General features: G+C 58.0%; 29 protein-coding genes. 15 read left to right on the top strand and 14 right to left on the bottom strand.

What is annotated here, in order from left to right:
• Nucleotides 1-154: 154 nt before the first annotated feature.
• The 4 genes from hemA to MWR57_RS11395 are packed head-to-tail and all read right to left on the bottom strand — an operon-like array spanning nucleotide 155 to nucleotide 3,572.
• Entirely contained in the window at nucleotides 155-1,441 is a 1,287-nt protein-coding gene (hemA, locus tag MWR57_RS11410; protein ID WP_479723971.1) for a glutamyl-tRNA reductase, read from the bottom strand.
• On the bottom strand, nucleotides 1,431-2,246 hold the full coding sequence (gene ccsB, locus MWR57_RS11405) for a c-type cytochrome biogenesis protein CcsB (RefSeq protein ID WP_423124945.1): 816 nt from the start codon (nucleotides 2,244-2,246) through the stop codon (nucleotides 1,431-1,433). Before ccsB ends, hemA begins: the two co-directional genes overlap by 11 nt.
• A complete protein-coding gene (locus MWR57_RS11400; RefSeq protein WP_423124944.1) occupies nucleotides 2,243-2,953 on the bottom strand; it encodes a precorrin-2 dehydrogenase/sirohydrochlorin ferrochelatase family protein in 711 nt (236 codons plus the stop codon). Before MWR57_RS11400 ends, ccsB begins: the two co-directional genes overlap by 4 nt.
• Nucleotides 2,940-3,572, bottom strand: a complete 633-nt coding sequence (locus tag MWR57_RS11395; RefSeq protein ID WP_423124943.1) for an MBL fold metallo-hydrolase — start codon at nucleotides 3,570-3,572, stop codon at nucleotides 2,940-2,942. Before MWR57_RS11395 ends, MWR57_RS11400 begins: the two co-directional genes overlap by 14 nt.
• A gap of 130 nt (nucleotides 3,573-3,702) precedes the next feature.
• Between MWR57_RS11395 and MWR57_RS11390 the strand changes: the two genes are divergently transcribed.
• The gene (locus tag MWR57_RS11390) at nucleotides 3,703-4,095 is read left to right on the top strand and encodes a secondary thiamine-phosphate synthase enzyme YjbQ (RefSeq protein WP_423124942.1); all 393 of its coding nucleotides are present in this window, start codon (nucleotides 3,703-3,705) and stop codon (nucleotides 4,093-4,095) included.
• Between the two features lie 28 nt (nucleotides 4,096-4,123).
• Here the strand turns inward: MWR57_RS11390 and MWR57_RS11385 are convergent, their stop codons facing one another.
• Nucleotides 4,124-4,828 carry a flagellar brake protein gene (locus tag MWR57_RS11385; RefSeq protein ID WP_423124941.1) on the bottom strand — a complete coding sequence of 235 codons (705 nt, stop codon included), beginning with the start codon at nucleotides 4,826-4,828 and terminating at the stop codon, nucleotides 4,124-4,126.
• Between the two features lie 60 nt (nucleotides 4,829-4,888).
• On the opposite strand from MWR57_RS11385, the gene MWR57_RS11380 reads away from it, so the two are divergent.
• The 5 genes from MWR57_RS11380 to MWR57_RS11360 all read left to right on the top strand — a co-directional run bounded on the left by MWR57_RS11380 (nucleotide 4,889) and on the right by MWR57_RS11360 (nucleotide 8,709).
• Nucleotides 4,889-5,134, top strand: coding sequence for a hypothetical protein (locus MWR57_RS11380; protein WP_423124940.1), 246 nt, complete (start codon nucleotides 4,889-4,891; stop codon nucleotides 5,132-5,134).
• Between the two features lie 49 nt (nucleotides 5,135-5,183).
• Nucleotides 5,184-6,968: a UbiD family decarboxylase gene (locus MWR57_RS11375; protein ID WP_423124939.1), complete on the top strand. Its 1,785-nt coding sequence runs from the start codon at nucleotides 5,184-5,186 to the stop codon at nucleotides 6,966-6,968.
• Between the two features lie 99 nt (nucleotides 6,969-7,067).
• A complete protein-coding gene (locus MWR57_RS11370) occupies nucleotides 7,068-7,511 on the top strand; it encodes a hypothetical protein (RefSeq protein WP_423124938.1) in 444 nt (147 codons plus the stop codon).
• 100 nt (nucleotides 7,512-7,611) lie between these two features.
• Entirely contained in the window at nucleotides 7,612-8,325 is a 714-nt protein-coding gene (locus tag MWR57_RS11365; protein ID WP_423124937.1) for a pseudouridine synthase, read from the top strand.
• Between the two features lie 99 nt (nucleotides 8,326-8,424).
• Entirely contained in the window at nucleotides 8,425-8,709 is a 285-nt protein-coding gene (locus MWR57_RS11360) for an integration host factor subunit beta (protein ID WP_423124936.1), read from the top strand.
• On the opposite strand, the gene rimO is transcribed toward MWR57_RS11360, so the two are convergent.
• The 7 genes from rimO to hemL form a co-directional block, all read right to left on the bottom strand.
• Entirely contained in the window at nucleotides 8,706-10,064 is a 1,359-nt protein-coding gene (gene rimO / locus MWR57_RS11355; protein WP_423124935.1) for a 30S ribosomal protein S12 methylthiotransferase RimO, read from the bottom strand. The two genes, MWR57_RS11360 and rimO, sit on opposite strands and share 4 nt — an antisense overlap.
• 12 nt (nucleotides 10,065-10,076) lie before the next feature.
• The gene (locus tag MWR57_RS11350) at nucleotides 10,077-10,805 is read right to left on the bottom strand and encodes a nucleoside phosphorylase (RefSeq protein WP_423124934.1); all 729 of its coding nucleotides are present in this window, start codon (nucleotides 10,803-10,805) and stop codon (nucleotides 10,077-10,079) included.
• 79 nt (nucleotides 10,806-10,884) lie between these two features.
• On the bottom strand, nucleotides 10,885-11,226 hold the full coding sequence (atpE, locus tag MWR57_RS11345) for an ATP synthase F0 subunit C (RefSeq protein WP_423124933.1): 342 nt from the start codon (nucleotides 11,224-11,226) through the stop codon (nucleotides 10,885-10,887).
• A gap of 69 nt (nucleotides 11,227-11,295) precedes the next feature.
• Complete coding sequence (atpB, locus tag MWR57_RS11340) at nucleotides 11,296-12,018, bottom strand: F0F1 ATP synthase subunit A (RefSeq protein WP_423124932.1); 723 nt, start codon at nucleotides 12,016-12,018, stop codon at nucleotides 11,296-11,298.
• 29 nt (nucleotides 12,019-12,047) lie between these two features.
• Complete coding sequence (locus tag MWR57_RS11335) at nucleotides 12,048-12,413, bottom strand: ATP synthase subunit I (protein ID WP_423124931.1); 366 nt, start codon at nucleotides 12,411-12,413, stop codon at nucleotides 12,048-12,050.
• Nucleotides 12,414-12,448: 35 nt separating this feature from the next.
• Nucleotides 12,449-12,673 (bottom strand): AtpZ/AtpI family protein, encoded by a 225-nt coding sequence (locus MWR57_RS11330; protein WP_423124930.1) that lies wholly within the window; start codon nucleotides 12,671-12,673, stop codon nucleotides 12,449-12,451.
• A 97-nt stretch (nucleotides 12,674-12,770) separates the two neighbouring features.
• A complete protein-coding gene (hemL, locus tag MWR57_RS11325; protein WP_423124929.1) occupies nucleotides 12,771-14,063 on the bottom strand; it encodes a glutamate-1-semialdehyde 2,1-aminomutase in 1,293 nt (430 codons plus the stop codon).
• A gap of 293 nt (nucleotides 14,064-14,356) precedes the next feature.
• Here hemL and MWR57_RS11320 point away from each other — a divergent pair, with 293 nt between their 5' ends.
• The 5 genes from MWR57_RS11320 (at nucleotide 14,357) to MWR57_RS11300 (ending at nucleotide 17,529) form a co-directional block, all read left to right on the top strand.
• Nucleotides 14,357-14,797 carry a hypothetical protein gene (locus MWR57_RS11320; protein WP_423124928.1) on the top strand — a complete coding sequence of 147 codons (441 nt, stop codon included), beginning with the start codon at nucleotides 14,357-14,359 and terminating at the stop codon, nucleotides 14,795-14,797.
• 256 nt (nucleotides 14,798-15,053) lie between these two features.
• On the top strand, nucleotides 15,054-15,524 hold the full coding sequence (locus MWR57_RS11315) for a PilZ domain-containing protein (RefSeq protein ID WP_423124927.1): 471 nt from the start codon (nucleotides 15,054-15,056) through the stop codon (nucleotides 15,522-15,524).
• A 30-nt stretch (nucleotides 15,525-15,554) separates the two neighbouring features.
• On the top strand, nucleotides 15,555-15,956 hold the full coding sequence (locus MWR57_RS11310; RefSeq protein ID WP_423124926.1) for a hypothetical protein: 402 nt from the start codon (nucleotides 15,555-15,557) through the stop codon (nucleotides 15,954-15,956).
• Between the two features lie 36 nt (nucleotides 15,957-15,992).
• Nucleotides 15,993-16,964 carry an AAA family ATPase gene (locus MWR57_RS11305; protein ID WP_423124925.1) on the top strand — a complete coding sequence of 324 codons (972 nt, stop codon included), beginning with the start codon at nucleotides 15,993-15,995 and terminating at the stop codon, nucleotides 16,962-16,964.
• A gap of 76 nt (nucleotides 16,965-17,040) precedes the next feature.
• Entirely contained in the window at nucleotides 17,041-17,529 is a 489-nt protein-coding gene (locus MWR57_RS11300; RefSeq protein ID WP_423124924.1) for a hypothetical protein, read from the top strand.
• A gap of 19 nt (nucleotides 17,530-17,548) precedes the next feature.
• Here the strand turns inward: MWR57_RS11300 and MWR57_RS11295 are convergent, their stop codons facing one another.
• Together MWR57_RS11295 and MWR57_RS11290 are read right to left on the bottom strand one after the other, a co-directional pair.
• Complete coding sequence (locus MWR57_RS11295; RefSeq protein ID WP_423124923.1) at nucleotides 17,549-18,916, bottom strand: sigma-54-dependent transcriptional regulator; 1,368 nt, start codon at nucleotides 18,914-18,916, stop codon at nucleotides 17,549-17,551.
• Entirely contained in the window at nucleotides 18,903-20,366 is a 1,464-nt protein-coding gene (locus tag MWR57_RS11290; RefSeq protein WP_423124922.1) for a sensor histidine kinase, read from the bottom strand. The genes MWR57_RS11295 and MWR57_RS11290 overlap by 14 nt, the downstream gene beginning before the upstream one ends.
• On the opposite strand from MWR57_RS11290, the gene MWR57_RS11285 reads away from it, so the two are divergent.
• The 4 genes from MWR57_RS11285 (at nucleotide 20,365) to MWR57_RS11270 (ending at nucleotide 21,836) form a co-directional block, all read left to right on the top strand.
• Nucleotides 20,365-20,610: a hypothetical protein gene (locus tag MWR57_RS11285; RefSeq protein ID WP_423124921.1), complete on the top strand. Its 246-nt coding sequence runs from the start codon at nucleotides 20,365-20,367 to the stop codon at nucleotides 20,608-20,610. The genes MWR57_RS11290 and MWR57_RS11285 overlap by 2 nt on opposite strands.
• 104 nt (nucleotides 20,611-20,714) lie before the next feature.
• Complete coding sequence (locus MWR57_RS11280; protein ID WP_423124920.1) at nucleotides 20,715-20,894, top strand: hypothetical protein; 180 nt, start codon at nucleotides 20,715-20,717, stop codon at nucleotides 20,892-20,894.
• A 28-nt stretch (nucleotides 20,895-20,922) separates the two neighbouring features.
• Nucleotides 20,923-21,450, top strand: coding sequence for a hypothetical protein (locus MWR57_RS11275; RefSeq protein ID WP_423124919.1), 528 nt, complete (start codon nucleotides 20,923-20,925; stop codon nucleotides 21,448-21,450).
• A 38-nt stretch (nucleotides 21,451-21,488) separates the two neighbouring features.
• On the top strand, nucleotides 21,489-21,836 hold the full coding sequence (locus MWR57_RS11270; protein ID WP_423124918.1) for a hypothetical protein: 348 nt from the start codon (nucleotides 21,489-21,491) through the stop codon (nucleotides 21,834-21,836).
• Nucleotides 21,837-22,089: the final 253 nt, after the last annotated feature.

Raw genomic sequence — 22,089 nt, 5'->3', positions numbered from 1 at the left:
GCCTGCCTCTCATTTTTGCTGTCTCGCAGCATCCGGGCCTTGCGTCACGCACTCTTACGGAAACAATACCAAAAACGCAAAAGATTCCGCCCAGCAATAAAGCTCGCTATATTACTCAGAGCCAGGCGACATGTCAAACATTTTCCCGAAGCGGCTACTGCTCCGACGATTCATGGTCAAGGCCGAACAACTGCCGGACAAAAGCCAGTTTGAGCTGCGGATTGTCGTGGGGGGTGCTGTTTTTCAGGAATACCATGGGTTCGTGCAGCAGCTTGTTGACAATGGCATTGGCCAGCATCTCCACCGAACGCCGCTCATTTTCCGACAGCGATTTCAGGGTACTCAAGGTTTTCGCCACCTCGGCCTCGCGGATACCGTTGGCTTTTTGCCTTATCGCCGTAATGGTGGGGGCGATTTCCATGCCTTCCAGCCACTGCCCGAACTTGACCACCTCCTCGGCGACAATGCCCTCCGCCCGCAGGGCCTCTTTTTCCCGCTCCGCCTTGTTCACATCGACCACGTTTTTCAGGTCGTCGATATCATAGAGGTAGACATTGTCCAGATCATTGAGTTCCGGGTCAAGGTCGCGCGGCACCGCGATATCGATGAGAAAAAGAGGCCTATTCATCCGCTGCCGCATGAGCGGCTTCACCTCATCCTTGCGGAGAATCAGGTCGGTGGCCCCGGTGGAACTGACCAGAATATCCACCTCCGCCAACTGGGAGGTCAGCTCGGCCAAGCCAACGGCGGTGCCGTTAAACCGGCGGGCCAGATTGGCCGCCCGCTCCAGGGTCCGGTTGGCCACGATTACCCGGCCGATCCCCTGCCTGACCAGATGCTCGGCCGCCAGCTCAGCCATCTCCCCGGCCCCCACCAGAAGCACGGACTTGTCCCGCAGGGTGCCGAAAATCTTTTTTGCCAGCTCCACCGCCGCGTAACTAATGGAAACCGCACTGCCGCCGATATTGGTTTCGGTGCGCACCCGTTTCGCCACGGAAAAGGATTTGTGCAGCAGCCGGTTGAGGATGACGCCGGTGGTCTTCTGCTCCACCGCTTCGCGGTAGGCCTGCTTCAACTGCCCGAGGATCTGGGGTTCGCCCACCACCATGGAATCAAGACTGGCCGCCACATGGTACAGATGGGCAACCGCATCCCTGCCCTGATGCAGATAGCTGTATTGCTGGGCTTCGGCGTCGGCAAGACCGCTCTTGGCAAAAAGAAAACCGCGCACCGCCACCGCCGCCGCAGCCGGGTCGCTGGCCACAAAAATGACCTCCACCCGGTTGCAGGTGGAAAGAAAGCAGCACTCCCTGCACCCCTCGATGTTCATCAGCGTAACAAGCGGCCCGGCGCAATCCCCGGAAAAGGCCAGCTTCTCCCGCACCGCCACCGGAGCGGTCTTATGGTTCACGCCGATAATGACGATACTCTCAGCCAACATAGGAGTGCACGCCCCCCAAAAGATAAGTCACACCCCAGAGGGTGAAAAGCACCGCACCGAACCCGGCAATGGCCATGATGGCCGCCCGCCTGCGCCGCCAGCCCACGGTGAGCCGCTGGTGCAGGATGGCCGCATAGATGAGCCAGGTGATCAGCGACCAGGTTTCCTTGGGGTCCCACTGCCAGTATGCCCCCCAGGCCTGCTTTGCCCAGACGGAACCGGTAACGATCCCCAGGGTCAGCAAGAGAAACCCCAGCGTCAGACAATGCTGGTTCAGATTATCCAGCGCCTCGAGAGAGGGCAGACGGCTGTAGAATATCCCGAATTTTTTCTTCTTGATCTCCCGCTCCTGGAGCAGGTACATCACCCCGCCGCAAAAAGCCAGGGCCATGAAGCCGTTGGCCATGATGGCGAGACTGGCATGCACCGGCAGCCAGTTGCTCTTAAGGGCCGGGGCCAATGGCCGTATCTCCTGGGAGGAAAAGGCGGCGATGAGCATCAGCAGGGAAATAAGCGGCGAAACAAAGACGCCGAAATTTTTCACCCGGTACCGCCACCAGAACGACAAGAAAGCCCAGGTCATTGACCAGGCAAAGAAGGAGACCGCTTCATGGTTGCTGGTCAGGGGGGTATGCCCCGCGGCAACATAGCGGACAACAAAATAAACGGTATGCAGTACTCCGCCGACGAGAAGAATCGCCCGGGCAACGGCCCGCACCTTTTTCTGCTGGGAAAGGAAATGAGCCACATACACCGCGGTGGCCAGGAGATACAGGTACAGGGTGAGCTGAAACAACAGGGTCATCGCGCCGCTCCTGAAGATTGCTGGTATGCCTGCCTGGCCGACTCCAGGCAACCAAGGGAAACATCAGGCCCCAGGACTTCCTGAATGTGGCCGGCAAGCTTCTGCCAAAGCCCATCCTTGATCCAGGCCGCCATTTCGGGATCAGCCAACCGGGCAAAAATCACCTTGTTCTCCGCATGCGGCCTGCCTTCGGCCAGAACGGTATCCCGCAGGGTTCCGAGGATCTCCACCAGCACCCCGTATTCGGGGCCAAATTGGACCTCCAGCGCCTGGCGCAGGGCACTGGCCAGAGCCGGGCTTTTCCCGGCGGTGGAAACGGAAATGGAGAGATCGCCCCGCCGCGCCGTGGCCGGAAGAATAAAGTTACACCATTTTGGCACATCCGCCACATTGAGCAGGATATTGCGCGCTTCGGCCTCGGCATGAATCCGCTCCTGCGCGAGCGGATCATCGGTGGCGGCAATGACCAGAAAAGCCCCGGCCAAATCGCCTTCCTGATACAGGCGGTCCAGCCAGTCAATCGCGCCGGTCCGCAGCAGGGCGGCAAGCGGTTCGCTCAACTCGGGGCTGATCACCCGCACCAAGGCGCCATGGGCCAACAGCCCTTGCACCTTGCGCTCGCCAACCCGGCCGCCGCCGATGACCACACATTGCCGCCCGGCGACCTTGAGGCAGACCGGGAAATATTGCGAATTATCCGCGGCCAAGGATTTCCACCCGTATCTTGCCGGCAAGCAAAGCGGCAAACCGTTTCGCGTCATCGTCCGTCCCGACAACGGCGCCGTAATGCATGGGCACCGCGATTTTTGGTCCGATGGCAAGAGCCGCCTGCGCCGCCTCCTCGGCGGTCATCACATAGGTGCCGGAAACAGGCAGCAGGGCGATATCCGCCCGAATATCCTTCATCTCCGGAATATAATCGGTATCCCCGGCATGGTACACCCGCACCCCAGCCACGGTGAGGATAAACCCCAGCCACCGGTTGGCATGGGGATGGAACTGCTTGTTGATGTTGTAAGCAGGGACGGCCTCGATGGTGATTCCCTGTTCCTCGCACCGTTCGCCCGGGGCAAGGGAGACGATCCTGCCCTTAAGCTGTGCCGCACTCTGTGCTTCGGCAACAATGAGGGTGGAGGGCTGCTGGATCATCTGCACATCAGCGGGGGAGCAGTGGTCGTAGTGTTCATGGGAAATACAGATGATATCGGCAGGCGGCAAGCCGGAACCGAGCTGGAAGGGATCGAAATAGACGACCTTGCCCCCGGCCCGCAGCAGAAAAGCGTCATGACCGAGCCAGCGAAGATTTTTAAAAACGTTCTCTACCATAGCCTCCCTTCCACATTTGTACCCAATCCGCTCTATAATCAATTTGACGCGTTCCGCAATCTAATATAGTACAATTTCCTTACACAGAACGTCGCATGTTACCCATCATCCCTGTCCAGGAGATCTTTCCATGCCAGCAGGAACCCTTGTTATTTCCACCTTGGCAACCATGCAGTTTTCCGACATCACCGCCCAGCTCCAAAAAGCCGTGACCGCAAGCACCGTTGTTGATGGCGTCTGCCACGTGTACAATCCGCACACCACCGCCGGTTTGACCATCAACGAGGGCGCCGCCCCCGACGTGCAGGCCGATATCCTTGCCGCCCTGCAAAAAATCGTGCCGCAAATCCGGTACCGGCATGGAGAAGGCAATTCTCCGGCCCATGTCATGGCCTCGCTCACCGGCAGCTCGGTAACGGTCTTTATTGAAAATGGCCGGCTCCAGCTCGGCACCTGGCAGAAAATCTTCTTCTGCGAATTTGACGGACCCCGTTCCCGCAAGGTATTGTGGCGGATTGCCTAGCCGGCTTGGGGCAAGGGCGCAAAAAAGGTCAAAACATCCCTTTGCGCAACAGCTCCCGCTCTCGCAGACGCACATACTGGAGAAGGGTTTCCTCTTCCCCCTTGGTAAGATCAAAAAGGATCCCATAGCAATATTTTTTATTGTCTCCCCGGGTTGCCCGCATTACCGTTGCCCTACTGATGTTCATATAGGTGCCTGCGCTCAACCCGGTTCCGGCGCCAGGAAAAAATACGGCCAAATCAAGCAGGATATCCCCGGGTTGAAGGGGGGCAAACCTGTCGGTGCAGACAAAGATCCCGTTGGCACTAACATCTATGACTTGAAACCCTTGCCGCATTTCATTGTTATGCACGAACATGACCGTGCTGCCGTTGGGCACCCCAACCCGGTAGTTGGTCCGGCGCTGCAGGCGAAACAGGGTGGTGGGAAACTCGGTGAAGATACTGCTTTCGGTGGTGCGGGTCACCAGGACGCGCACCTTGTTCCAGACCATGGCCTCGTCCTTGAACAGGATATGGATGATCCCCTGGGTTCCGGGCCAGTCAATGGGCTTGTCGATCTCGAGCATCCGGTCATCGTAGTTGACGATGACCGTCTTGGGGGACTGATACCCGGTCTGCACCAGGGAAATGAGTTCCCTTTTTTCCCGCAACCGGTCGAGGGCCATCCGGATCAACTCCGGAGACTCGGTGGATTGCGTCCCATTTTCCAAGGTTATCCATTGTCTTGACATTTTTCCATCACTCACTGCTTTTACAAGCGATCACTTAACCCACAATTTCCGGAAGCCGCCATGGACAGCAAAAAAACACCCCCCACCCCCCTGCATGCACAAGAAATCTGCTTTGGCCTGAACCGGGCAACAGACGAACGTTCCCTCGCGGCGTTTCTGCAACGATTCGCCGAACCCGCCTTCCTGCAGACCCTCATCCCCCGCCTGAAAGAGGAGGAAATCACCTCGCTCCTTGATTTTCTTTCCAGCCTGATGCATAAGCATTGTAGCGAAAAGGAATACCACCGTCTGTTCCTCAAGGATTAAGCCTTCATTTATACTCACAAAATAGCATACCAGCAAGGAGAGCGCAAAGGTGAGCCAGAATATTATCAGAGACCTCCGGGCCTTTCTCGAAATCCTGCGGAGGGAAGATTCCCTGCTCGAGGTTTCCACCCCGGTTGACCCGGATCTGGAGATTGCCGAGATCCATCGGCGGGTGATCGCCCAGGGCGGCCCGGCCCTGCTGTTCACCAACGTCAAGGGCAGCAGCTTTCCGGTGGTCACCAACCTCTTCGGCACCGCCCGCAGGCTTGAGCTGGCCTTTGGCAAACGCCCCCAGCAATTCGTGACCGATCTGGTGCGAGCGGCGGAAACCCTGATGCCGCCAAACCTCAGCAAAATCTGGGAGATGCGCTCCCTGCTCAGCCAAGCCACCAAGGTGGGGCTGAAAAGGGTTCCGGCGGCCAAGGCCCCCATCCTGGAGGTCTGCCAGACCCCACCCCGGCTGGGCGATCTGCCCCTGCTCACTTCCTGGGCCACGGACGGCGGCGCCTTTGTCACCCTGCCCCTGGTCTACACCGAGCACCCGGACGGCAGGGGCCACAACCTGGGCATGTACCGCATCCAGCGCTTTGATGACCGCACCACAGGCATCCACTGGCAGATCCACAAGGGCGGCGGCTACCATTACCATGCCGCGGAGCGCCGCAACGAAGCGTTGCCCATGACCCTGTTCATCGGCGGGCCGCCGGCCCTGATGCTGGCCGCCATTGCCCCCTTGCCGGAGAACATCCCGGAGCTGATGCTGGCCTCCCTGCTGCTTGGCGAAAAACTGCCCATAACCAAAGACCCGGCCGGCGGCCATGCCTTGGTGGCCCACGCCGAATTCGCGGCCAAGGGGTTTGTCCCGCCCCACATGCGGCGCCCCGAAGGCCCCTTTGGCGACCATTACGGCTACAACTCGCTCACCCACGACTACCCGGTTTTTCATGTGGAACGGCTCTACCATCGCCGCGACGCCATCTATCCCGCCACGGTGGTCGGCCGCCCCCGGCAGGAGGATTTTTACATCGGCGACTATCTCCAGGATTTACTCTCCCCGCTCTTCCCCCTGGTGATGAACGGAGTGCGTCAGCTCAAGACCTTCGGCGAGACCGGCTTCCACTGCCTAGCCGCGGCCAAGGTCACCGACCGCTATCCCCGCGAGGCCTTTGCCTCGGGCTTGCGCATCCTGGGCGAAGGGCAGCTCTCGCTGACCAAATTCCTGATCCTCACCGACGGCGAGGTCGAGGTGACGGATTTTAAAAAACTGTGGGTCCATGTGCTGGAGCGGATCAACTGGCAGACCGACCTCTTTGTCTTTGCCAATGTCTCCCAGGACACCCTGGATTACACCGGCCCCTCGGTGAACAACGGCTCCAAGGCGATGATGATGGGACTGGGCAAGGAACCCCGCCGCATCCTGCCCGAGTCCTTCCACGGCGAACTGCCCCAGGGCTGCACCAAGGCAGAGGTCTTTCTCCCCGGCACCCTGGTGGTTAAGGGGGAGGGCTATGGCGCAGAGCAGGAGCTGCCCACCCGCCTGGCCCACTGCCCGGCCCTGGCCGACTGGCAGGTGGTGGTGCTGGTTGACGATGCCAAGGCTGCCACGGAAAATCTCCAGGAGTTTCTCTGGACCGTTTTCACCCGCTTCGAACCCGCGGCGGATATCCATGCGGCCGCCACCGAGCTGCGCCGCTTCCACCCCACCCTGACCCCGCCCATCATCTTTGATTGCCGCCTGAAGCCATGGTACCCGGAGGTTCTTGCGGTGGACGAAAAAACCCGGCTCCTGGTGGACGGGAAAATCCGCGAGATCCTGCCGTCCCGCTATCGCTGAACCTGGAAATTTTGCCCCGTCTTTTTGTTAAAGATTGACGATCCTTCTGCCGAAACGCTATGGTATAGAGCAGATAACAACTATCCATGGAGGGTGTCCATGAAGATCACCACTATTATTCCCGGCCAGCAAAATGCATCAACCAGCGGCACAGGCTCCACCCCGGCGAAAGGCGCCTCTTTTCAGGAGATCCTCGCGCAGGAACTGACGGCGGCGAAAAGTACGCCCACCGCCCCGGCCATGGCCGCCGCTGCCGCTGCCGTTGCTGCGCCGAGTCCGGCAGCCCTGAAGCTGGACGGGATTTCCCTGGCGGAAGAAACCATCAACACCCTGGAAAAATTCAGCGCCGCCCTGGGCAACCCCTCTTTTTCCGCCCAGGATCTTGCCCCCTTTGCCTCCGCCCTCGAAGATGACACCGCAGCCCTGGTTGCGCTCAAAAATCAACTCCCCGAGAACAACTCCCTCGCTCCCTTGCTTGAGCGGGTTGCCACCGCCTCGTATGTTGAAGCGGCCAAACTGCGGCGCGGCGACTACCATGCCTGAACCGCTGCCGCCCCGCGCCGAAAATCCCCCTCGCACGCGTTCGCTTTCTTCCCGCCCCGCTGCTCCCCCTTTCAACGCCTGATTTCCATAGCCCATTCCCATGCCTGAAGAACGGCTGCAAAAAATCCTGGCCAAGGCCGGTCTCGCCTCGCGCCGCAATGCCGAAGAGTTGATCCGCCAAGGAAAAGTGACGGTGGACGGCAAGGTCGTCACCGAGATGGGCTGCAAGGTGGACCCAAGCACGCAGGTTATCGCCTTTGAAGGGCGAACCGTGAGCCTTGAGGAAGAAAAAATATACCTCCTGCTCAACAAACCCCGGGGCTACGTCACCACCCTCCACGATCCCCAGGGAAGACCCATTGTTTCCTCCCTGCTCACCGGTATCACCAGCCGGGTCTTTCCCGTGGGCCGCCTTGATTTTGACACCGAGGGCGCGCTCATCCTGACCAATGACGGCGATTTTGCCGAACGGATTCTCCACCCGCGTTTTGAAATAAAACGTACCTACCAGGCAGAAGTGCGCGGCTTGCCAACACCTGAAAAAATCCGGCTGCTGGAGGAGGGTGTTGAGCTTGAGGGGAAAAAAACCTGGCCGGCCACGGTGCGCATCGTTGCCAAGACCGCGACGACAACCACCCTGGAAATCACCATCCACGAAGGGCGCAAACGGCAGGTCCGCCTGATGTGCCAAGCCATCGGCCACCGGGTTTTCGCGCTCAAGCGCATCGCCTACGGAGGACTGCGCCTGGATGCCTTGCCCATTGGCAAATACCGCCGCCTCACCCCAGCGGATCTGGCCCAAATTTTCTCTTAAAAAAATCCTCTTTACAATTGGGCACTTAGCTGTTTAAGATGTTTTATCTTGCTGTATTTAATGTTGTTTTTTTTAACGGCAGCACTTCGGAGAAGGGCGATGAACAAATCGGAGTTGATCGAAGCACTGGCTGAGGAGATGCATGTTCCCTTGCGGGACGCGAGTTCAGCCGTGACCACCATCCTTGACGCCATGGGTGACGCCCTGGCAAATGGCGAGAGCATTGAGATCCGGGGATTTGGCAGTTTTGTGGTCAAGGAGTACGATTCGTACTTCGGCCGCAATCCGAAAACCGGAGAGAAAATCAAGGTCAAGCCGAAAAAACTCCCCTTCTTCAAGGTCGGCAAGGAACTGAAGGAACGGGTCAACGAATCGGCTGATTAATCGTCGCTGTCCTGCCCATACTCGACAATCTCGCCAACTAGATCATAGGGGTGCGCCTCGGTGATCAGCACCTCCACGATATCACCCGGGTTCGCCACCCCCGCATTGATGTAGACACAGCCATCGATCTCCGGGGCCTGAAAACGGGTCCTGCCTTCCAGCAGGAGATCGGTTTCCCGGCTCCACCCCTCGACCAGCACCTTTTCCACCTTGCCAACCATTGCCTCATTTCCGGCAAGGGAGATCCCGCTCTGCAGCTCCATGAGCCGCTGCCTCCGCTCGCTTTTCTCCTCTTCGCTGCATTGCCCAGCCAGAGTATAAGCGGCGCACCCCTCTTCGTTTGAGTAGCCGAAAATCCCGACATGGGCCAGCTTCTGCTCCTGCATGAACTCGGCAAGCTGGCGCACATCCGCCTCGGTTTCCCCGGGGAAACCCACCATGAAGGTGGTCCGGATGGCGGCCTGGGGCAGAATCGAACGAATCTTTTCCAGCAGCGTTTCGATCTGCCTGCGCCCATAGGGCCGGTTCATGCCCTTGAGCACCGAATCAGAGACGTGCTGGAGGGGGATATCCAGATAGGGGACAATCCGGGGATTGGCGGCCATGAACTCAAGGAGCTCGGCATTGACCCGGGTGGGATAGAGATAGAGGAGACGGAACCAGGGGATATCGCAGGCCGCAAGCAAAGCGCGGAGCAAAGCCACCAGCCGGGGCGCGCCGGGTCCCAGATCAAGGCCATAGGCGGTAAGATCCTGGGCCACCAAGGTCAGCTCTTGCACTCCGTTTTCCGCCAGCATTCGCGCCTCGATCACCAGATCATCAAGAAGCCGGCTGCGCAGGTCGCCGCGCAGGGAGGGAATCAGGCAATAGCTGCACCGGTTGGAGCATCCCTCAGTCACTTTCATGTAGGCGCGATGCGCCGGGGAAGAAAGCTTTCGCGGCCAGGTGGAATCCTGCAAAAAAGTAGGCGGAGCAAGATGCAGCCGTGATTTTTTCGTCTGGGTCAGCTCCTGCAATCTGCTGACGATCTCCTGGGTGCCCTCGGTGCCGATGAAGAGATCGACCTCGGGAAATTCCTTGGCAAGGTCAGCGCCGTAGCGTTGCACCATGCAGCCGACCACCGCCAGTTTTTTTTCAGGGTACTGCCCCTTGACCTCCGCCAGGGTCAGGATCTCCTCGATCCCCTCTTCCACGGCGGACTGGATAAAGCCGCAGGTATTGACCAGCAGCAGATCGGCCTGGTCCGCCTCCTCGCAGGGGGCATAGCCGGCCTCGACCAGCAACCCCAGCATGAGCTCCGTATCCACCAGGTTTTTAGGACACCCTAAACTGACAGTAAAAACAGTACGCATCATCGCCTCATTTTTTTATACCGCAGCCAGAGCGCCGGCACAGCGCAGAAGATCACCCACCAACCCCTGTGAGCGGTTGCGGAAATCCTTGCTCTGAAAAGCAGGCTGCCAGGGATCCTGCCATAACAGGTCGGAAACCATCAGAACGGCAGCCAGTTCAACCCGACGAAACGCCGCCACCCGGATGAGCGCCGAATATTCCATATCAACGGCAAGAATACCATCCTTGCCATAGCGCACAACCTTTTCCCTGGTTTCACGGTACAGGGCGTCGGTGGTCCAAATCGGCCCCTCGTTCAGTTCCTTGCCGGTGGTGGCAAAAAAATCCTTCAGCTCCTTGCGCAGCCGGGGAGAAGATTCGCTCCTGCCCGCAACGGGGTAGTGGACGGAGGTTCCCTCTTCGCTGACACCCCAGGTCGGCAGCACCAATTCGCCCACGCCAAGGTCGGGCTGGAGCGAGCCACACCAGCCGCTGACAATGATCCGTCTGGCTCCCAAGGCAATGAGCTTTTCCAGGCAGATCACGGCCATGGGCGCGCCCACCGCGGGGCCGGCCCAGAACATGGGGGGAGACTGGATGCGCTGGTGGAGATTGCTGTGAAACAGAAAATGCCTCTCCCAGCCTTCCCGGCCTGCGATCTGCGCCGCCTGCCGGGCTTCGGCGGGATTCACCAGCAGCAAGCCGCAGGCAGGAAGCTGCGGCTCGTTTTTGCCCCGCGAGGGATGGACAACGACTTCGCTCATGGACACAGGCCCCGAAAAACGGAAAAAGGCCGCAGGGAAACCCCTGCGGCCTTACACGTCTAAAAAAATCGCGAACAGCTTACTTGAGCAACGGATTCGCGAACAGCAGGATCAGGGAGATAACCAGACCGTAAATGGTCAGAGACTCGATCAGAGCCAGACCGATGATCATGGTAACGGTGATCTTGCCAGAAGCCTCGGGGTTACGAGCGATACCGGAGCAAGCGCCGCCGATACCTGCGCCCATGCCGATACCACAACCGAGTGCGGCAACGCCAACGGACAGAGCGGCAGCAAGACAAACCAGGGCGAGGTTCACAGCAGGAGCCGCAGTGGTTGCAGCCTCGGCAGCAGCCTCGGAAGCCATGGCCACGGTGGACATAGCCAACACCATCAATACAGACAAAAGTGCTTTCTTCATTCTACTTCCTCCAAAAATTTTTTTATAATTGGCCTTCTTCATTAGTTCACAAGGAACCGGTTAAACAGATTAATGGGCATGCTCCATGGCGGCGGAAAAATAGAGGATCGAGAGGAGCAGAAAAACCAGCGCCTGCACGATGGAAACAAACACGCCGAGACACAGAATCGGCAGCGGGGCAAAGTAGGCGCCCGCCAGCATGAACAGGATGCCCAGCAGGGTCTCCTTGGCCATGATGTTACCGAAAAGACGGATGGAGAGTGAAAGAATACGGGCGAAATGGCTGATGAGCTCGATGGGGAGCATGAGGGGAATCAGCCAGGGAATGGGTCCGAGGAAATGCTTGATATAACCGACCCCGTGGAACTTCACGCCCAGGATGTGGGTGGTGAAGAAAACGATCAGGGTACAGGCCAGGGTGATGTTGAGGTTGGAGGTCGGAGACATGAAGCCAGGCATGAGGCCGATCATGTTCGCCACCAGGATGTAGAGGGCAAAGGTGGCGAGCATGGGGAACATCATCCGAGCCCCTTCCTTGCCCATGTTGTCCGCCATGAACCCCTCAAGGCCGCCGATGACGACCTCCCAGAAATTCTGACCCTTGCCGGGCACCAGGGACATCTGACCCAGGGTCAGCTTCGGAACGATGATCAGAAAGAGCATAACCAGCCAGGTATAGGTCATGTGCGGAGAAACCAGCTTGGCCAGCAACGTGTCCCCAACCGGACCGTGGGGAACCGGCATCCCCAGATTTTGCAGAATCAACGAGATAAACAGTATTGGATGTTCCATGGACCGTGCGCAGCCTCCTTAACCTTGTACTACTTTGTCGAGTAAATACTTCTTGCTGCGACCATGACGGCAAGTCCGATGCCCAAAAGCACGGTGGACAGGCCAATAAGCAGTGCGAAGGGGTGAACCAACCGGTACCTGACCAGCAGGAAGAGAACCCCCACGACCACAAACAGCCGCAGATAATATCGCATAAAAAACAACGGCTTGACCGCCTCAAGCGGCCCAGCCAGCAACCGGAGCAGATCCCTTTTCAAAAACAGGAAGCTGAGGTTTGCAATCGCGCCGCCGATAAAAACCGAACGGGCATGGAAGCCTGAATACCCCAACCAGGCCAAACCGGTGAGCACTCCCAGCAACAGCCAGTTGCACACCATGACCTTGGTGAGCGACACCTCACCTCCCGATGCGGGTGAACCACTAACCGGCATCAGAGATCCTTTCTGTTGGCCATGTCATAGAGGTTTTTGAAGGCCGCCGCCACACCGAACCCGAGAAAAATCAGGGTCAGCCAGGGCGAGGTTCTGCCGCCAAATACCGTATGGTCCAGATAATAACCGATACCGACTCCGATAAAGATGGAGAAGGCAACGGTCATGCCAACGGTGCTGAACTGCGCCAGCAACCGCAGTGTATCCTTTCGATTATTGGACATCTTCACCCCCTGCCACACAGCTCGGACAAAGGATTCATCGAGTTATGACCGATAGGATTACTAGCATTGCATCACCCCAAAGTCAACGGCTTTTTTCTCATTTTGCCAACTTTTTGAATGAGCATTCAGTTTTCTCCAGCGCCATGGCCAGCTCGGCCTCGGTTTGCGCGGCGGAAATAAAAAGGGCCTCGAACTGGGAGGGCGCCAGCCAGATTCCCTGCGCCTGCATCTGCCGGAAATGTTGGCCATATCGGGCCGTATCCGCCTGCATGGCGGAGTCGAAATCCACCACCGGCCCAGGGGTGAAAAAAGCCGTCATCATGGAGCCCACCCGGTTCAGGGTGGTCTGCCCGGGCAGATATTTTTGGGCAAGCGTGGTCAACCCCTGGGCAAAGCGGGCCGACTTCTCCTCCAGCGCGGCATAAAAGCCGGGCTGGGCCAACTGCCGCATGGTGGCGGCGCCCGCCGCCATGGCCAGGGGATTGCCGGACAGGGTTCCGGCCTGATACACCGGGCCCACCGGCGAGATAGTGTCCATCAGCTCCTTCTTGCCGCCATAGGCCCCAACCGGCAAACCGCCGCCGATAATCTTGCCCAGACAGGTGAGATCGGGCATGACCCCGAAGTATTCCTGCGCCCCGCCCAGGGACAGGCGCAAGCCGGTGATAACCTCGTCGAAGATCAGGACGATGCCCAGTTCCGTAGTCAGGGCGCGCAGCTTTTGCAGAAATCCCGGCTGCGGGGCGACGACCCCCATGTTGCCGGCCACCGGCTCGATGATCACGCAGGCAATGTCCAATTTTTCATCCCGCAGGGTCTTTTCCAGGATCTCCGGGTTATTATAGGGGATGGACACCGTGTTCTTGACAATATCCTCCGGCACCCCGGGGCTGCCGGGAATGCCGAGGGTGATCACCCCGGAACCCGCCTTGACCAAAAAGCTGTCGGCATGGCCATGGTAGCAGCCGTCGAACTTCACCACCACCTTGCGGCCGGTGTACCCCCTGGCCAGCCGGATGGCGCTCATGGTCGCCTCGGTGCCGGAGCTGACGAAACGCACTTTTTCCACCGAGGGCAGGGCGCCTATCACCAGCTCGGCCAGTTCAACCTCCAGAGGGCAAGGGGCGCCGAAGCTGGTGCCGTCTTGCAGGGTTTTCTCAATGGCCTCGACCACGGCCGGATGGTTATGCCCAAGGATCATGGGCCCCCAGGAGCAGACAAAATCGAGAAACTCGTTGCCATCCACATCCTGAATTTTTGAACCGGCGGCTTTCTTGACAAAAAGAGGATCACAGCCCACGGACTTGCAGGCCCGCACCGGGCTGTTTACTCCACCGGGGATAAGCTGCTGCGCCCTGGCAAAAAGGCTCTGCGATTGGTCGGTTTTCATATTTCTGAACTCCTTGCCTTCTCAATGATTGATGGTTCCGCACCAACAAGGAACGAGGGCGCCGGGCACCGTCCCGGCTGGAACGCCTTCACCATGCACTTTCTCTCTCCGGCGAGCCGGAAATATAGCAGGCCGGGGCCACGCTGTCAAAATTCTTTCAAGCCCGCAGCGCAAGGCGCTAAAAACCCTGTGCTTTCCGCCATCCTTTCCCTTGACACGACAAAGCCCTTCATAGCAATATGAACGCAGAAACAGATGATTCTTTTTCCCACAGGACCAGGACAGGAGACGCCATGGAAATACATGACCCGAATCTTCATCTCAAGCTTATGGAAATGTGTGACTGCTATCTTGGCACGGACTATGCCGCCACCATTCAAAAGGTGGCGGATGCCCCTTCCGCCGACATCCAGGAAGACGCCCTCCGGTACCTGGCCCTGGCCCTCCTCCTCACCCTGACCGAAGAGGCCCGCCAGCTTTCCCTCAAGCGAAAAAACGACAAGATCACCGTCACCATCAAGCATGAGGCCGAAAAAATCGCCTTGCGCCCGCCGGCCAGGGCTGTCTTCAACAAGATCATCTCCATTATGCGCGCCATCCTCCATCTGGAGGAAGACAAGGGGGGGATGCCGCTGACCCTTGGTCTTAAAAATGACCAGCTCGAGGTCCAGGTAAAAGTCGAACGCACCGCGGACAAGGAAACCCTCAAGGTGAAATTTCCCGAGCTGGGTTGAGCGCTTCGGCCTGCGGGCCGATACCAAGCTGCATGCGGAAGAACCACGCCGTACCCGCCTCCGGACTTTTCCCGCTGTCGCCGCAACTCCGCCCCGCCCCTGTCAAGGCGCAACAACTGGCTGTTTTGCCTTGACAATCTTGGCAATGCCAATAAATAATCAAACATCTCCTGCATACTCGCACGTTTTTGGGAGCAAACGCGTTTTTTCAGACTTTTCTTGCCTCTCATCAGCACATGACCATAAGGAGTCGGTAATGACCAAGAAAGAAAGCGGGACTGAAGAAATAGCCCCTTGGGAGCTTACGGGCTTGCCCGTGGCTCCGGCCGGAGCCACCCCTGCAAATACCGATCTCCAAAAAATCATCCGCAAGAACTACCGAGAACCCATTCTGGACGATGATCCGGTCTGTGCCGAAATCGATGGCCGCACCCACAGGGTCTGCGATATCGGCAGTCGCGGCCTGGGCCTCCTGGTTCCAGCCCTTGGCGGTTTTCTGGCCGGCACGCTTTACGACATCACGCTGCATGTCGGCGACAACACCATCGTCCTCCGGGGAAAAGTCACCCATATCTCGCCAAGCGAGACCTCCGGCGAGTGCCATTGCGGAATCGAATTCATCGATCTGGACAAAAAGGACGAGCAGGCCCTGCAGCATTTTCTCTCCGCCCACCATGCCAAGATCTTTGGTGAAACAAGCCGCTCCGCCGACCTTGGCCGGGATTGAATCGCAACCTCATCATGGACCCGGGGGAAAATGTCGGCAAAAAATAAACACGACATCATGGATGACCTGCTGAAAGGCGCGGAGGAGGATGCGGCGCATGAGGCGTCCTCCCTTGCCAAGCTGATCCATCGCACCGGAGAATCACTGCGCGCCACAACGCCCGCGGAAAGCCCGCCAGACCCGGAGCACAAGAAACCCTCGCCCGGCGACAGCAAGAAAAAATCCACCCACTATCTTTCCGAGGAGATTTTCGAGGATCTGGATGACGCGCGGGAGAAAATAAACGAACTTGTGCATCCGCGGCTGAAATCCCGCATTTCAAAATCACGGATCGTCAATCAGGCGCTGAGTATGATCCTCAAGGATTTTGAGGAAAAGGGTGAAAAAAGCCACCTGATGAAAGAAATCCTCAAGGACATCCGCAAGAAATAACCAGAAGTTGGCCACGGCCGGCCCGGAGACTTCACAATGATAATCACTTGCCCCCATTGCAAAAAAGAACACAACATCGATGAAAAGAGGATCCCGCCCAATGTCAAGATGGCTCGGTGCCAAGGGTGCGGGCAGCAGTTCCCCCTCGATATTCCCCGCGAAGAAACGCCGCCCCCGCCACAGCCGCAGCCCGCCCCGGTCGAAATGGTCCCGGACCCTAATCCCGACTCCGCGCCTCGGTCCGATCAGGAAACCAGAAGAATCGGCGTCTCGTTGAGCAAGGGCGGGGTCGGCAAAACCACCACCTCGGTGAATCTCGCGGCCGGCCTCGCCCTGGCCGGGAAAAGGGTTCTGCTGGTTGACACCGATACCCAGGGACAGTCAAGCTTCATGCTGGGCGTAAAACCCAAAGGCGGCCTCACCGAGCTGGTAACCGGCGAACTCCCCCCCGAGGAGGCAATCGTCCAGGCCCGCAAAAATCTGTGGATCCTGGCCGGCGGCAAATCCCTGGCAGGCCTCAAGCGCCTCATCGACCGCAAGGACTACGGCGGCGAGTTGACCATTGCCCAGGCCCTCACCCCGCTGGAAAAAGACTACGATTACGTGGTGGTGGACACCTCGCCGGGCTGGGATCCGCTCACCGTCAATGTCCTGTTCTATGTCAACGAGCTGATGACCCCGGTCTCCCTTGAGGTCATGTCCATCCAGGGATTTGGCGAATTCCTGAAAAGCATCGCCTCCATCCAGAAATTCCGCAAGGAAGTCGAACTGCGCTACATTTTGCCCACCTTCCGCGACATGCGGGTGAAAAGGGGCAGCGAGTTTCTGGAGGAGATTGAAAAAATTTACGGGGAGAAGGTCTGCGCCCCGATCCGCTACAACGTCCGTCTCTCCGAGGCTCCGGCCTATGGCCAGACCATTTTTGAGTTTGCCCCGGGGTCCAACGGCGCCCAGGACTACCGGGATCTTGTCCGCAAGGTCACCGGCGAACCGGACCTCTTCACCTGATCCACGCCCATGCCGCGCGCATTACCGGAAAATAACGAGCCTGTACACCCGTCCAGGACAGGGAAGGATTCTGCCCATGGCCTTTGAAAGCAAACTGATTCCCATCCTGCGCGAGGGAGTCGAGATCGTGAAAATGATCTCTTTTAAAAAACTGAAAGAAACGTTGACCACAAAGCATCCCGAGCACGAAGCCGCCTTCATCGCCAAGCTTGCCGGGGCGCTGATCAATACGGTCTTCGGCGTCCCCCCCCAAGAGGAACCCTTTGCCGCATTTGCCCGGAACCACGCGGACCTCATTGCCCAGGAGCAGGGCAAGATCGGGGAGATGCTGGAGGAACTGCGGATTCCCCTCACCGACGCCCTCCGCATCCAATCCCTGTGCGACCATCAGGAAGGCGCGGACAGCACCGCCACCCTCCAGCAGGCGCAAGACCTGGGCATTCTCCTGGTTGAGCGCGACCTGCCCATGCCCCACAGCTTCATCGAACTGGTCCGCAGGCTGGGCAGCGGATTCGGCCTGCTTGTCCCGCCCCAGCCCGATCCCGATGGGGCAACAACCCACTAAAAAACGCTTGGCAGGCCCCTCACCCCTCAAGCTCATACTTCTTGATCTTGCGCCAGAGGGAAACCCGGTCAATGCCCAGAACCTGGGCAGCCAGGCTCTTGTTGTCCCCGTGCTCCCTCAACACCCACTCGATATAGGCCCGCTCCTGATCGGCAAGACTGGGGATGCCGCCGCTTTTCCGGCGAAAGGTATGAAACGAAGCGTCGCGCAGATCTTCCGGCAGGTGGCCGACCTCAATGGTGTCGCCGCTGGCCAGCGCCACCCCCCGCTCGATGATGTTTTCCAGCTCCCGGACATTGCCCGGAAAATCGTAGCGCAGCAGGATATCCACCACCTCCGGCTCGATATTGCGCACCTCCTTGTGCATCAACACCCCGTATTTCCTGATAAAATGCTGGATCAGCAGGGGCAGGTCATCCTTGCGCTCGGCCAGGGGCGGGATATGGAGCGCCACCACGTTGATCCGGAAAAACAGATCCTGCCGGAAATGCCCCAGCTTTACCTCCTCCTGGAGGTTCCGGTTGGTTGCCGCAAGAAAGCGGACATTGACCTTGATCGGTGAAACCCCGCCGAGATGCATCACCTCTTTTTCCTGGATCACCCGGAGGAGCTTCACCTGCATGGCCGGAGACATCTCGGTGATCTCATCGAGAAAAAGGGTGCCGCCATCGGCCATCTCCACCAATCCCTTCTTCATTTCCACCGCCCCGGTAAACGCCCCTTTCTCGTGCCCGAAGAGCTCATTGGCCAACAGATCTTCCTGGAAAGCCCCGCAATTCACGGAAAGCAGGGGCCCGTTGCGGCGGTTGCTGCAACTATGGACAAATTGGGCCAGCAGCTCCTTGCCGGTGCCCGACTCCCCGCAGATCACCACATTGCTGTCCGAGGTGGCGACCTGGCCGGCCGTGGCCAGTAATTTTTTCATCCCGGGGTTGTCGGTGATGATGCGGGCATCTCCCTGGAACGCCTTGAGATGTTCCCGCAACCTGGAGTTTTCCCGTTTGAGCCTGGTTTTCTCCAGGGCTTCCCGCACAACCTTCCGAACCTCGTCCAGCTTGTAGGGCTTGGCAATATAATGGTACGCCCCGCCCTTCATCGCCTCGATGGCCGAATCCACCGTGGCGTACCCGGTGATCATGATCACCTCGGTGTCCGGATACAGCTCCCTGGTGCGTTTCAGGATCTGCATCCCCCCGACCTTTTCCATCTTCAAATCGGTCAGGACCAGGTCAAACATGTTCTCCTCCAGCAGATACAGGGCCCGGGGACCGCTCTGTGAGGCGGTGACCTCGTACCCCTCTTTCTTCAAAACATGCTTGAGGTTGTTCAAGGCAATCTCTTCGTCGTCAACGACCAAGATCCTTGTGGGTTCGTCATTCGTGACCATGTTCCTGTTGCTCTCCCGGTAGCCAGATAATGAAAGTAGTGCCGAGCCCTGGCCTGCTGTCCACGCTGATGGACCCGCCATGCCACTCGATGATGTCATGCACAATGAACAATCCCAAGCCGGAGCCCTTGCCCACGTCCTTGGTGGTGAAAAACGGGTCAAAGATCCTGTTGACATGTTCCGCATCGATCCCAGGACCGTCGTCCTCGATGAGGATTTCCACCTCATCCAGCCCGGTGCCGCATCCGGTGCCAAGGGCGGAAATCCAGATATGCCCGCTGCCCTGCATCGCATCGATCCCGTTCTTGATCAGATTGAGCAGAACCTGCTGCATTCGCTGCTTGTCAACGACAATGGAAAGATCCTCCGGAACGTCCACTCCGATAACCACTTCGCTGGGAACGTGCCCGCGCAGGAGGAGGATGGTTTCATCCACCAGCTTTTTGAAAAACAGCTTCTCCTTTTTGAATTCCTTGATCCGGGAAAACTCCAGCAGGGTACGGACGATATCGCGCGCCTTGTCCGACTGCATCTCGATCTGGCCGATGAGGCTCTTCTTGAACTCCACATTGTCGTCGTCGATCTCCTCGCCCAGAATCTGGGCCGAAGTGGAGATGTTGGACAGAGGGTTGTTCAGCTCGTGGGCCACTCCGGACAGCAGGGTGCCCAGCGCCGCCAGTTTTTCCGATTGCACCAGTTGATGCTGCCGCATCTGCAATTCCTTGGTCATCCGGTTGAAGGCCGTGAGCAATGATCGGATCTCCTGCTCCCCTTCCCCCACCGCGACCTCCACGAAATCCCCCTGGGAAATCCTCTTGGTATATCCTTCAAGAATCTTCAGGGAATTCACCACCTTCCTGCCCAGCAGGGCGGCAATGGTGAGGGCGGAAACAAACAGACAAAGCATGGAGGCAAGAAGAATCTTCTGGGTCGTTTTCAGGAGGGTCGTGATTTTCCGCTTTACGGCATTCCGGGTTTTTTCGCCGAACTCGGTGAGCTCTTTCCCGGTGGAACGGAGTTGCTCCTCCAGCTTTTCCTGGGTGTGGCCGCTGCCCGCGTAGTCCGCCCCTTGGGCAATCTGCTGGTAATAGGCATGGAGCTGCCCCATGTGCCTGTTGTACGCCTCGATCACCCGCGCCAACTGTTGGGTCTCCGGGGAGGAAACCACCTGATGCAGGGCCGCCGCGTTATTTTCATAGATGTCTCTGATTTGTCCCCAATAAAACTGGTTTTCCTGGAAATCCTTCGCCTGCCGGTAGAGAAAATAGTTCTTCTCGAACCTGCGCAGCTCAAGGGTCGTATTGAAAAAATCCTCGATAACCTCGCTGAAGGCAACCTGGTCTTCCACCCGCTTGACCAGGGCGTAGGTCAGCACGGCGGAGCCCACCATCAGAAGGAGCAACAGATAAAAGCCGTAGGTAATCTTCTTGCGTATGCCGAGGTGGAACATGATCTGCCTTCCTTTCCCGCAAGGTGCCGATTCGCCCTGCCGGTTTCCTGTTCGAGAGCACAATACTCCCAGCGAAAAACAAAGTCCAGAGGTTGCATTTGGCAACACTGGTTTTCTTGTTGCAACACCAACACATCTCGTTGACTTTATTGAGTATTATTTTTTTACCACGGTTCACGTTGCAAAACTGAAACATCGTCCAAAAAATCCAACACACGCACAACTTGTTGAAATAAAAGGATAAAAATAAAAAATCAGACATGGCACGCTTGTTGCTCAATACAACTGGCAACAGCACAAGGGCATGTCCCAGTTTCACGCACCATCCACAGAGAAAGGAGAACCACCATGAACACCATATTGAATCGCATCGACCGCCTGATGACAGCCATTACCTTTGCCGAAGCCAACGAACCAGAACTGGCGCAAGAATACGCCGGCAACCGGAAATCAACGCCGGGCAAACCGGCACCGCAGGCCACGGAAATATCCGGCGGCCAGATCCTGCCGAACCAGGCAACCCATTAAACCGAACACCCTTTCCCCGGAAACGACCATGAGCGCACTGACGACGATGTTCAAAAAACTTGAAGAAGCCATGACTGCGGCGACCTTTGCCGAGGCAGGCGAGTTCGAGACGGCTCGCCAGTTTCTCCAGACAAACAAGAATGCGCGCAAACGGGTACTTCTGGGCACCGACAAACCGGAAATCGCCCCAAGAACCATCAGCTATGCCCTGCATCTCTGTCAACGCCTGGGCGGCGGCCTAGAGATCTTCCACATGCTGAACATGCCGGAGAATGAACCCGTCTCCGGCTTGGGACAGGAAAAAGAGCCCCTCGCCGCCTTGAACCACGCCCTGCAAGAAAAGGGCGTGATCTATCAACCGGTCAGCGGGCTTGACTGCCTGGCCGACGAAGTACTCCGGCATGCCGGCTCCCGCAGGGACATCCTCTGCGTTGTCTTCGATGCGCTGGAGCCGGACGGCCCAAAATGCCGCAAGGCAAAAGAAAACATGATCGCCAAATTTCAGGCCCTGCACTGCCCTGTCGTGATGTACGCAGGGTCGTCCGTCAGGGCCTGACTTCTATAACTACATTTACAACACATAAGGGAGAAAAGATGACCATCACCACCTTTGACAAAAACATGTCGGCTGTCGCCTTTGCCGAGGCGGGCGAACACGACACCGCCCGCCAGATCCTGGGCGAAAAAGCCACCCGCCAGCACGGCAAATCCCCGGCCCCGGCGGCAAAAAGCAAGCCCTACCTGGAGACCATCATCTTCGGGACGATGTCGCTTTCCGCCTATTACCTGCTCTTCACCAACGAAAAGCTGGTCACCGAGGTCTTCACCATGGGCGGCTGGCGCTGGGTGTATCCGGTGGGGGCGGCCTTTTTCTTTTCCTTTATCCATGGGGCCTTTGCCAGCAACCTGCTGAGCGCCCTTGGCATTGAAGCAAAAAAATAAACCAGCCGCACCGGCTCGCATAAAGGAGATTTACCCGCAATGAAGAAGTTACTGCTCATACTCATGTTCGCCCTGCTCCCCCTGTCCCTGTCCGCCCATTCGGCCCTTGCCGCCGGCGATGGCCCGTCCAAGGACATGCTCAAGGGTATTATTACCCAAGTGAACAGTGCCGAGCGCACGGTTCTTTTTGAAAAAGACGGCACCAAGGAAATGGTGACTTTGGCCCTGAACGAGAAGATGGAGCCCGAGGACA

Source organism: Hydrosulfovibrio ferrireducens, from assembly GCF_046883345.1.
Taxonomy (GTDB): Bacteria; Desulfobacterota; Desulfobulbia; order Desulfobulbales; family Desulfurivibrionaceae; genus Thiovibrio; species Thiovibrio ferrireducens.
Note: the sequence above shows the minus strand (reverse complement) of the source record. Positions and strands in the feature narration are given on the sequence as shown.

Bases quoted from the DNA above. Each gene is read 5' to 3' on its own strand.
- MWR57_RS11380 (WP_423124940.1), top strand. From the start codon at position 4,889: ATGGACAGCAAAAAAACACCCCCCACCCCCCTGCATGCACAAGAAATC.
- atpB (WP_423124932.1), bottom strand. From the start codon at position 12,018: ATGGAACATCCAATACTGTTTATCTCGTTGATTCTGCAAAATCTGGGG.
- hemL (WP_423124929.1), bottom strand. From the start codon at position 14,063: ATGAAAACCGACCAATCGCAGAGCCTTTTTGCCAGGGCGCAGCAGCTT.
- MWR57_RS11360 (WP_423124936.1), top strand. From the start codon at position 8,425: ATGAACAAATCGGAGTTGATCGAAGCACTGGCTGAGGAGATGCATGTT.
- MWR57_RS11330 (WP_423124930.1), bottom strand. From the start codon at position 12,673: ATGTCCAATAATCGAAAGGATACACTGCGGTTGCTGGCGCAGTTCAGC.
- MWR57_RS11275 (WP_423124919.1), top strand. From the start codon at position 20,923: ATGAGCGCACTGACGACGATGTTCAAAAAACTTGAAGAAGCCATGACT.
- MWR57_RS11290 (WP_423124922.1), bottom strand. From the start codon at position 20,366: ATGTTCCACCTCGGCATACGCAAGAAGATTACCTACGGCTTTTATCTG.
- MWR57_RS11280 (WP_423124920.1), top strand. From the start codon at position 20,715: ATGAACACCATATTGAATCGCATCGACCGCCTGATGACAGCCATTACC.
- MWR57_RS11305 (WP_423124925.1), top strand. From the start codon at position 15,993: ATGATAATCACTTGCCCCCATTGCAAAAAAGAACACAACATCGATGAA.
- MWR57_RS11395 (WP_423124943.1), bottom strand. From the start codon at position 3,572: ATGGTAGAGAACGTTTTTAAAAATCTTCGCTGGCTCGGTCATGACGCT.
- MWR57_RS11365 (WP_423124937.1), top strand. From the start codon at position 7,612: ATGCCTGAAGAACGGCTGCAAAAAATCCTGGCCAAGGCCGGTCTCGCC.
- MWR57_RS11390 (WP_423124942.1), top strand. From the start codon at position 3,703: ATGCCAGCAGGAACCCTTGTTATTTCCACCTTGGCAACCATGCAGTTT.
- MWR57_RS11295 (WP_423124923.1), bottom strand. From the start codon at position 18,916: ATGGTCACGAATGACGAACCCACAAGGATCTTGGTCGTTGACGACGAA.
- MWR57_RS11270 (WP_423124918.1), top strand. From the start codon at position 21,489: ATGACCATCACCACCTTTGACAAAAACATGTCGGCTGTCGCCTTTGCC.
- MWR57_RS11300 (WP_423124924.1), top strand. From the start codon at position 17,041: ATGGCCTTTGAAAGCAAACTGATTCCCATCCTGCGCGAGGGAGTCGAG.
- MWR57_RS11285 (WP_423124921.1), top strand. From the start codon at position 20,365: ATGATCTGCCTTCCTTTCCCGCAAGGTGCCGATTCGCCCTGCCGGTTT.
- MWR57_RS11310 (WP_423124926.1), top strand. From the start codon at position 15,555: ATGTCGGCAAAAAATAAACACGACATCATGGATGACCTGCTGAAAGGC.
- MWR57_RS11385 (WP_423124941.1), bottom strand. From the start codon at position 4,828: ATGTCAAGACAATGGATAACCTTGGAAAATGGGACGCAATCCACCGAG.
- MWR57_RS11370 (WP_423124938.1), top strand. From the start codon at position 7,068: ATGAAGATCACCACTATTATTCCCGGCCAGCAAAATGCATCAACCAGC.
- atpE (WP_423124933.1), bottom strand. From the start codon at position 11,226: ATGAAGAAAGCACTTTTGTCTGTATTGATGGTGTTGGCTATGTCCACC.
- hemA (WP_479723971.1), bottom strand. From the start codon at position 1,441: ATGTTGGCTGAGAGTATCGTCATTATCGGCGTGAACCATAAGACCGCT.
- MWR57_RS11350 (WP_423124934.1), bottom strand. From the start codon at position 10,805: ATGAGCGAAGTCGTTGTCCATCCCTCGCGGGGCAAAAACGAGCCGCAG.
- rimO (WP_423124935.1), bottom strand. From the start codon at position 10,064: ATGATGCGTACTGTTTTTACTGTCAGTTTAGGGTGTCCTAAAAACCTG.
- ccsB (WP_423124945.1), bottom strand. From the start codon at position 2,246: ATGACCCTGTTGTTTCAGCTCACCCTGTACCTGTATCTCCTGGCCACC.
- MWR57_RS11320 (WP_423124928.1), top strand. From the start codon at position 14,357: ATGGAAATACATGACCCGAATCTTCATCTCAAGCTTATGGAAATGTGT.
- MWR57_RS11315 (WP_423124927.1), top strand. From the start codon at position 15,054: ATGACCAAGAAAGAAAGCGGGACTGAAGAAATAGCCCCTTGGGAGCTT.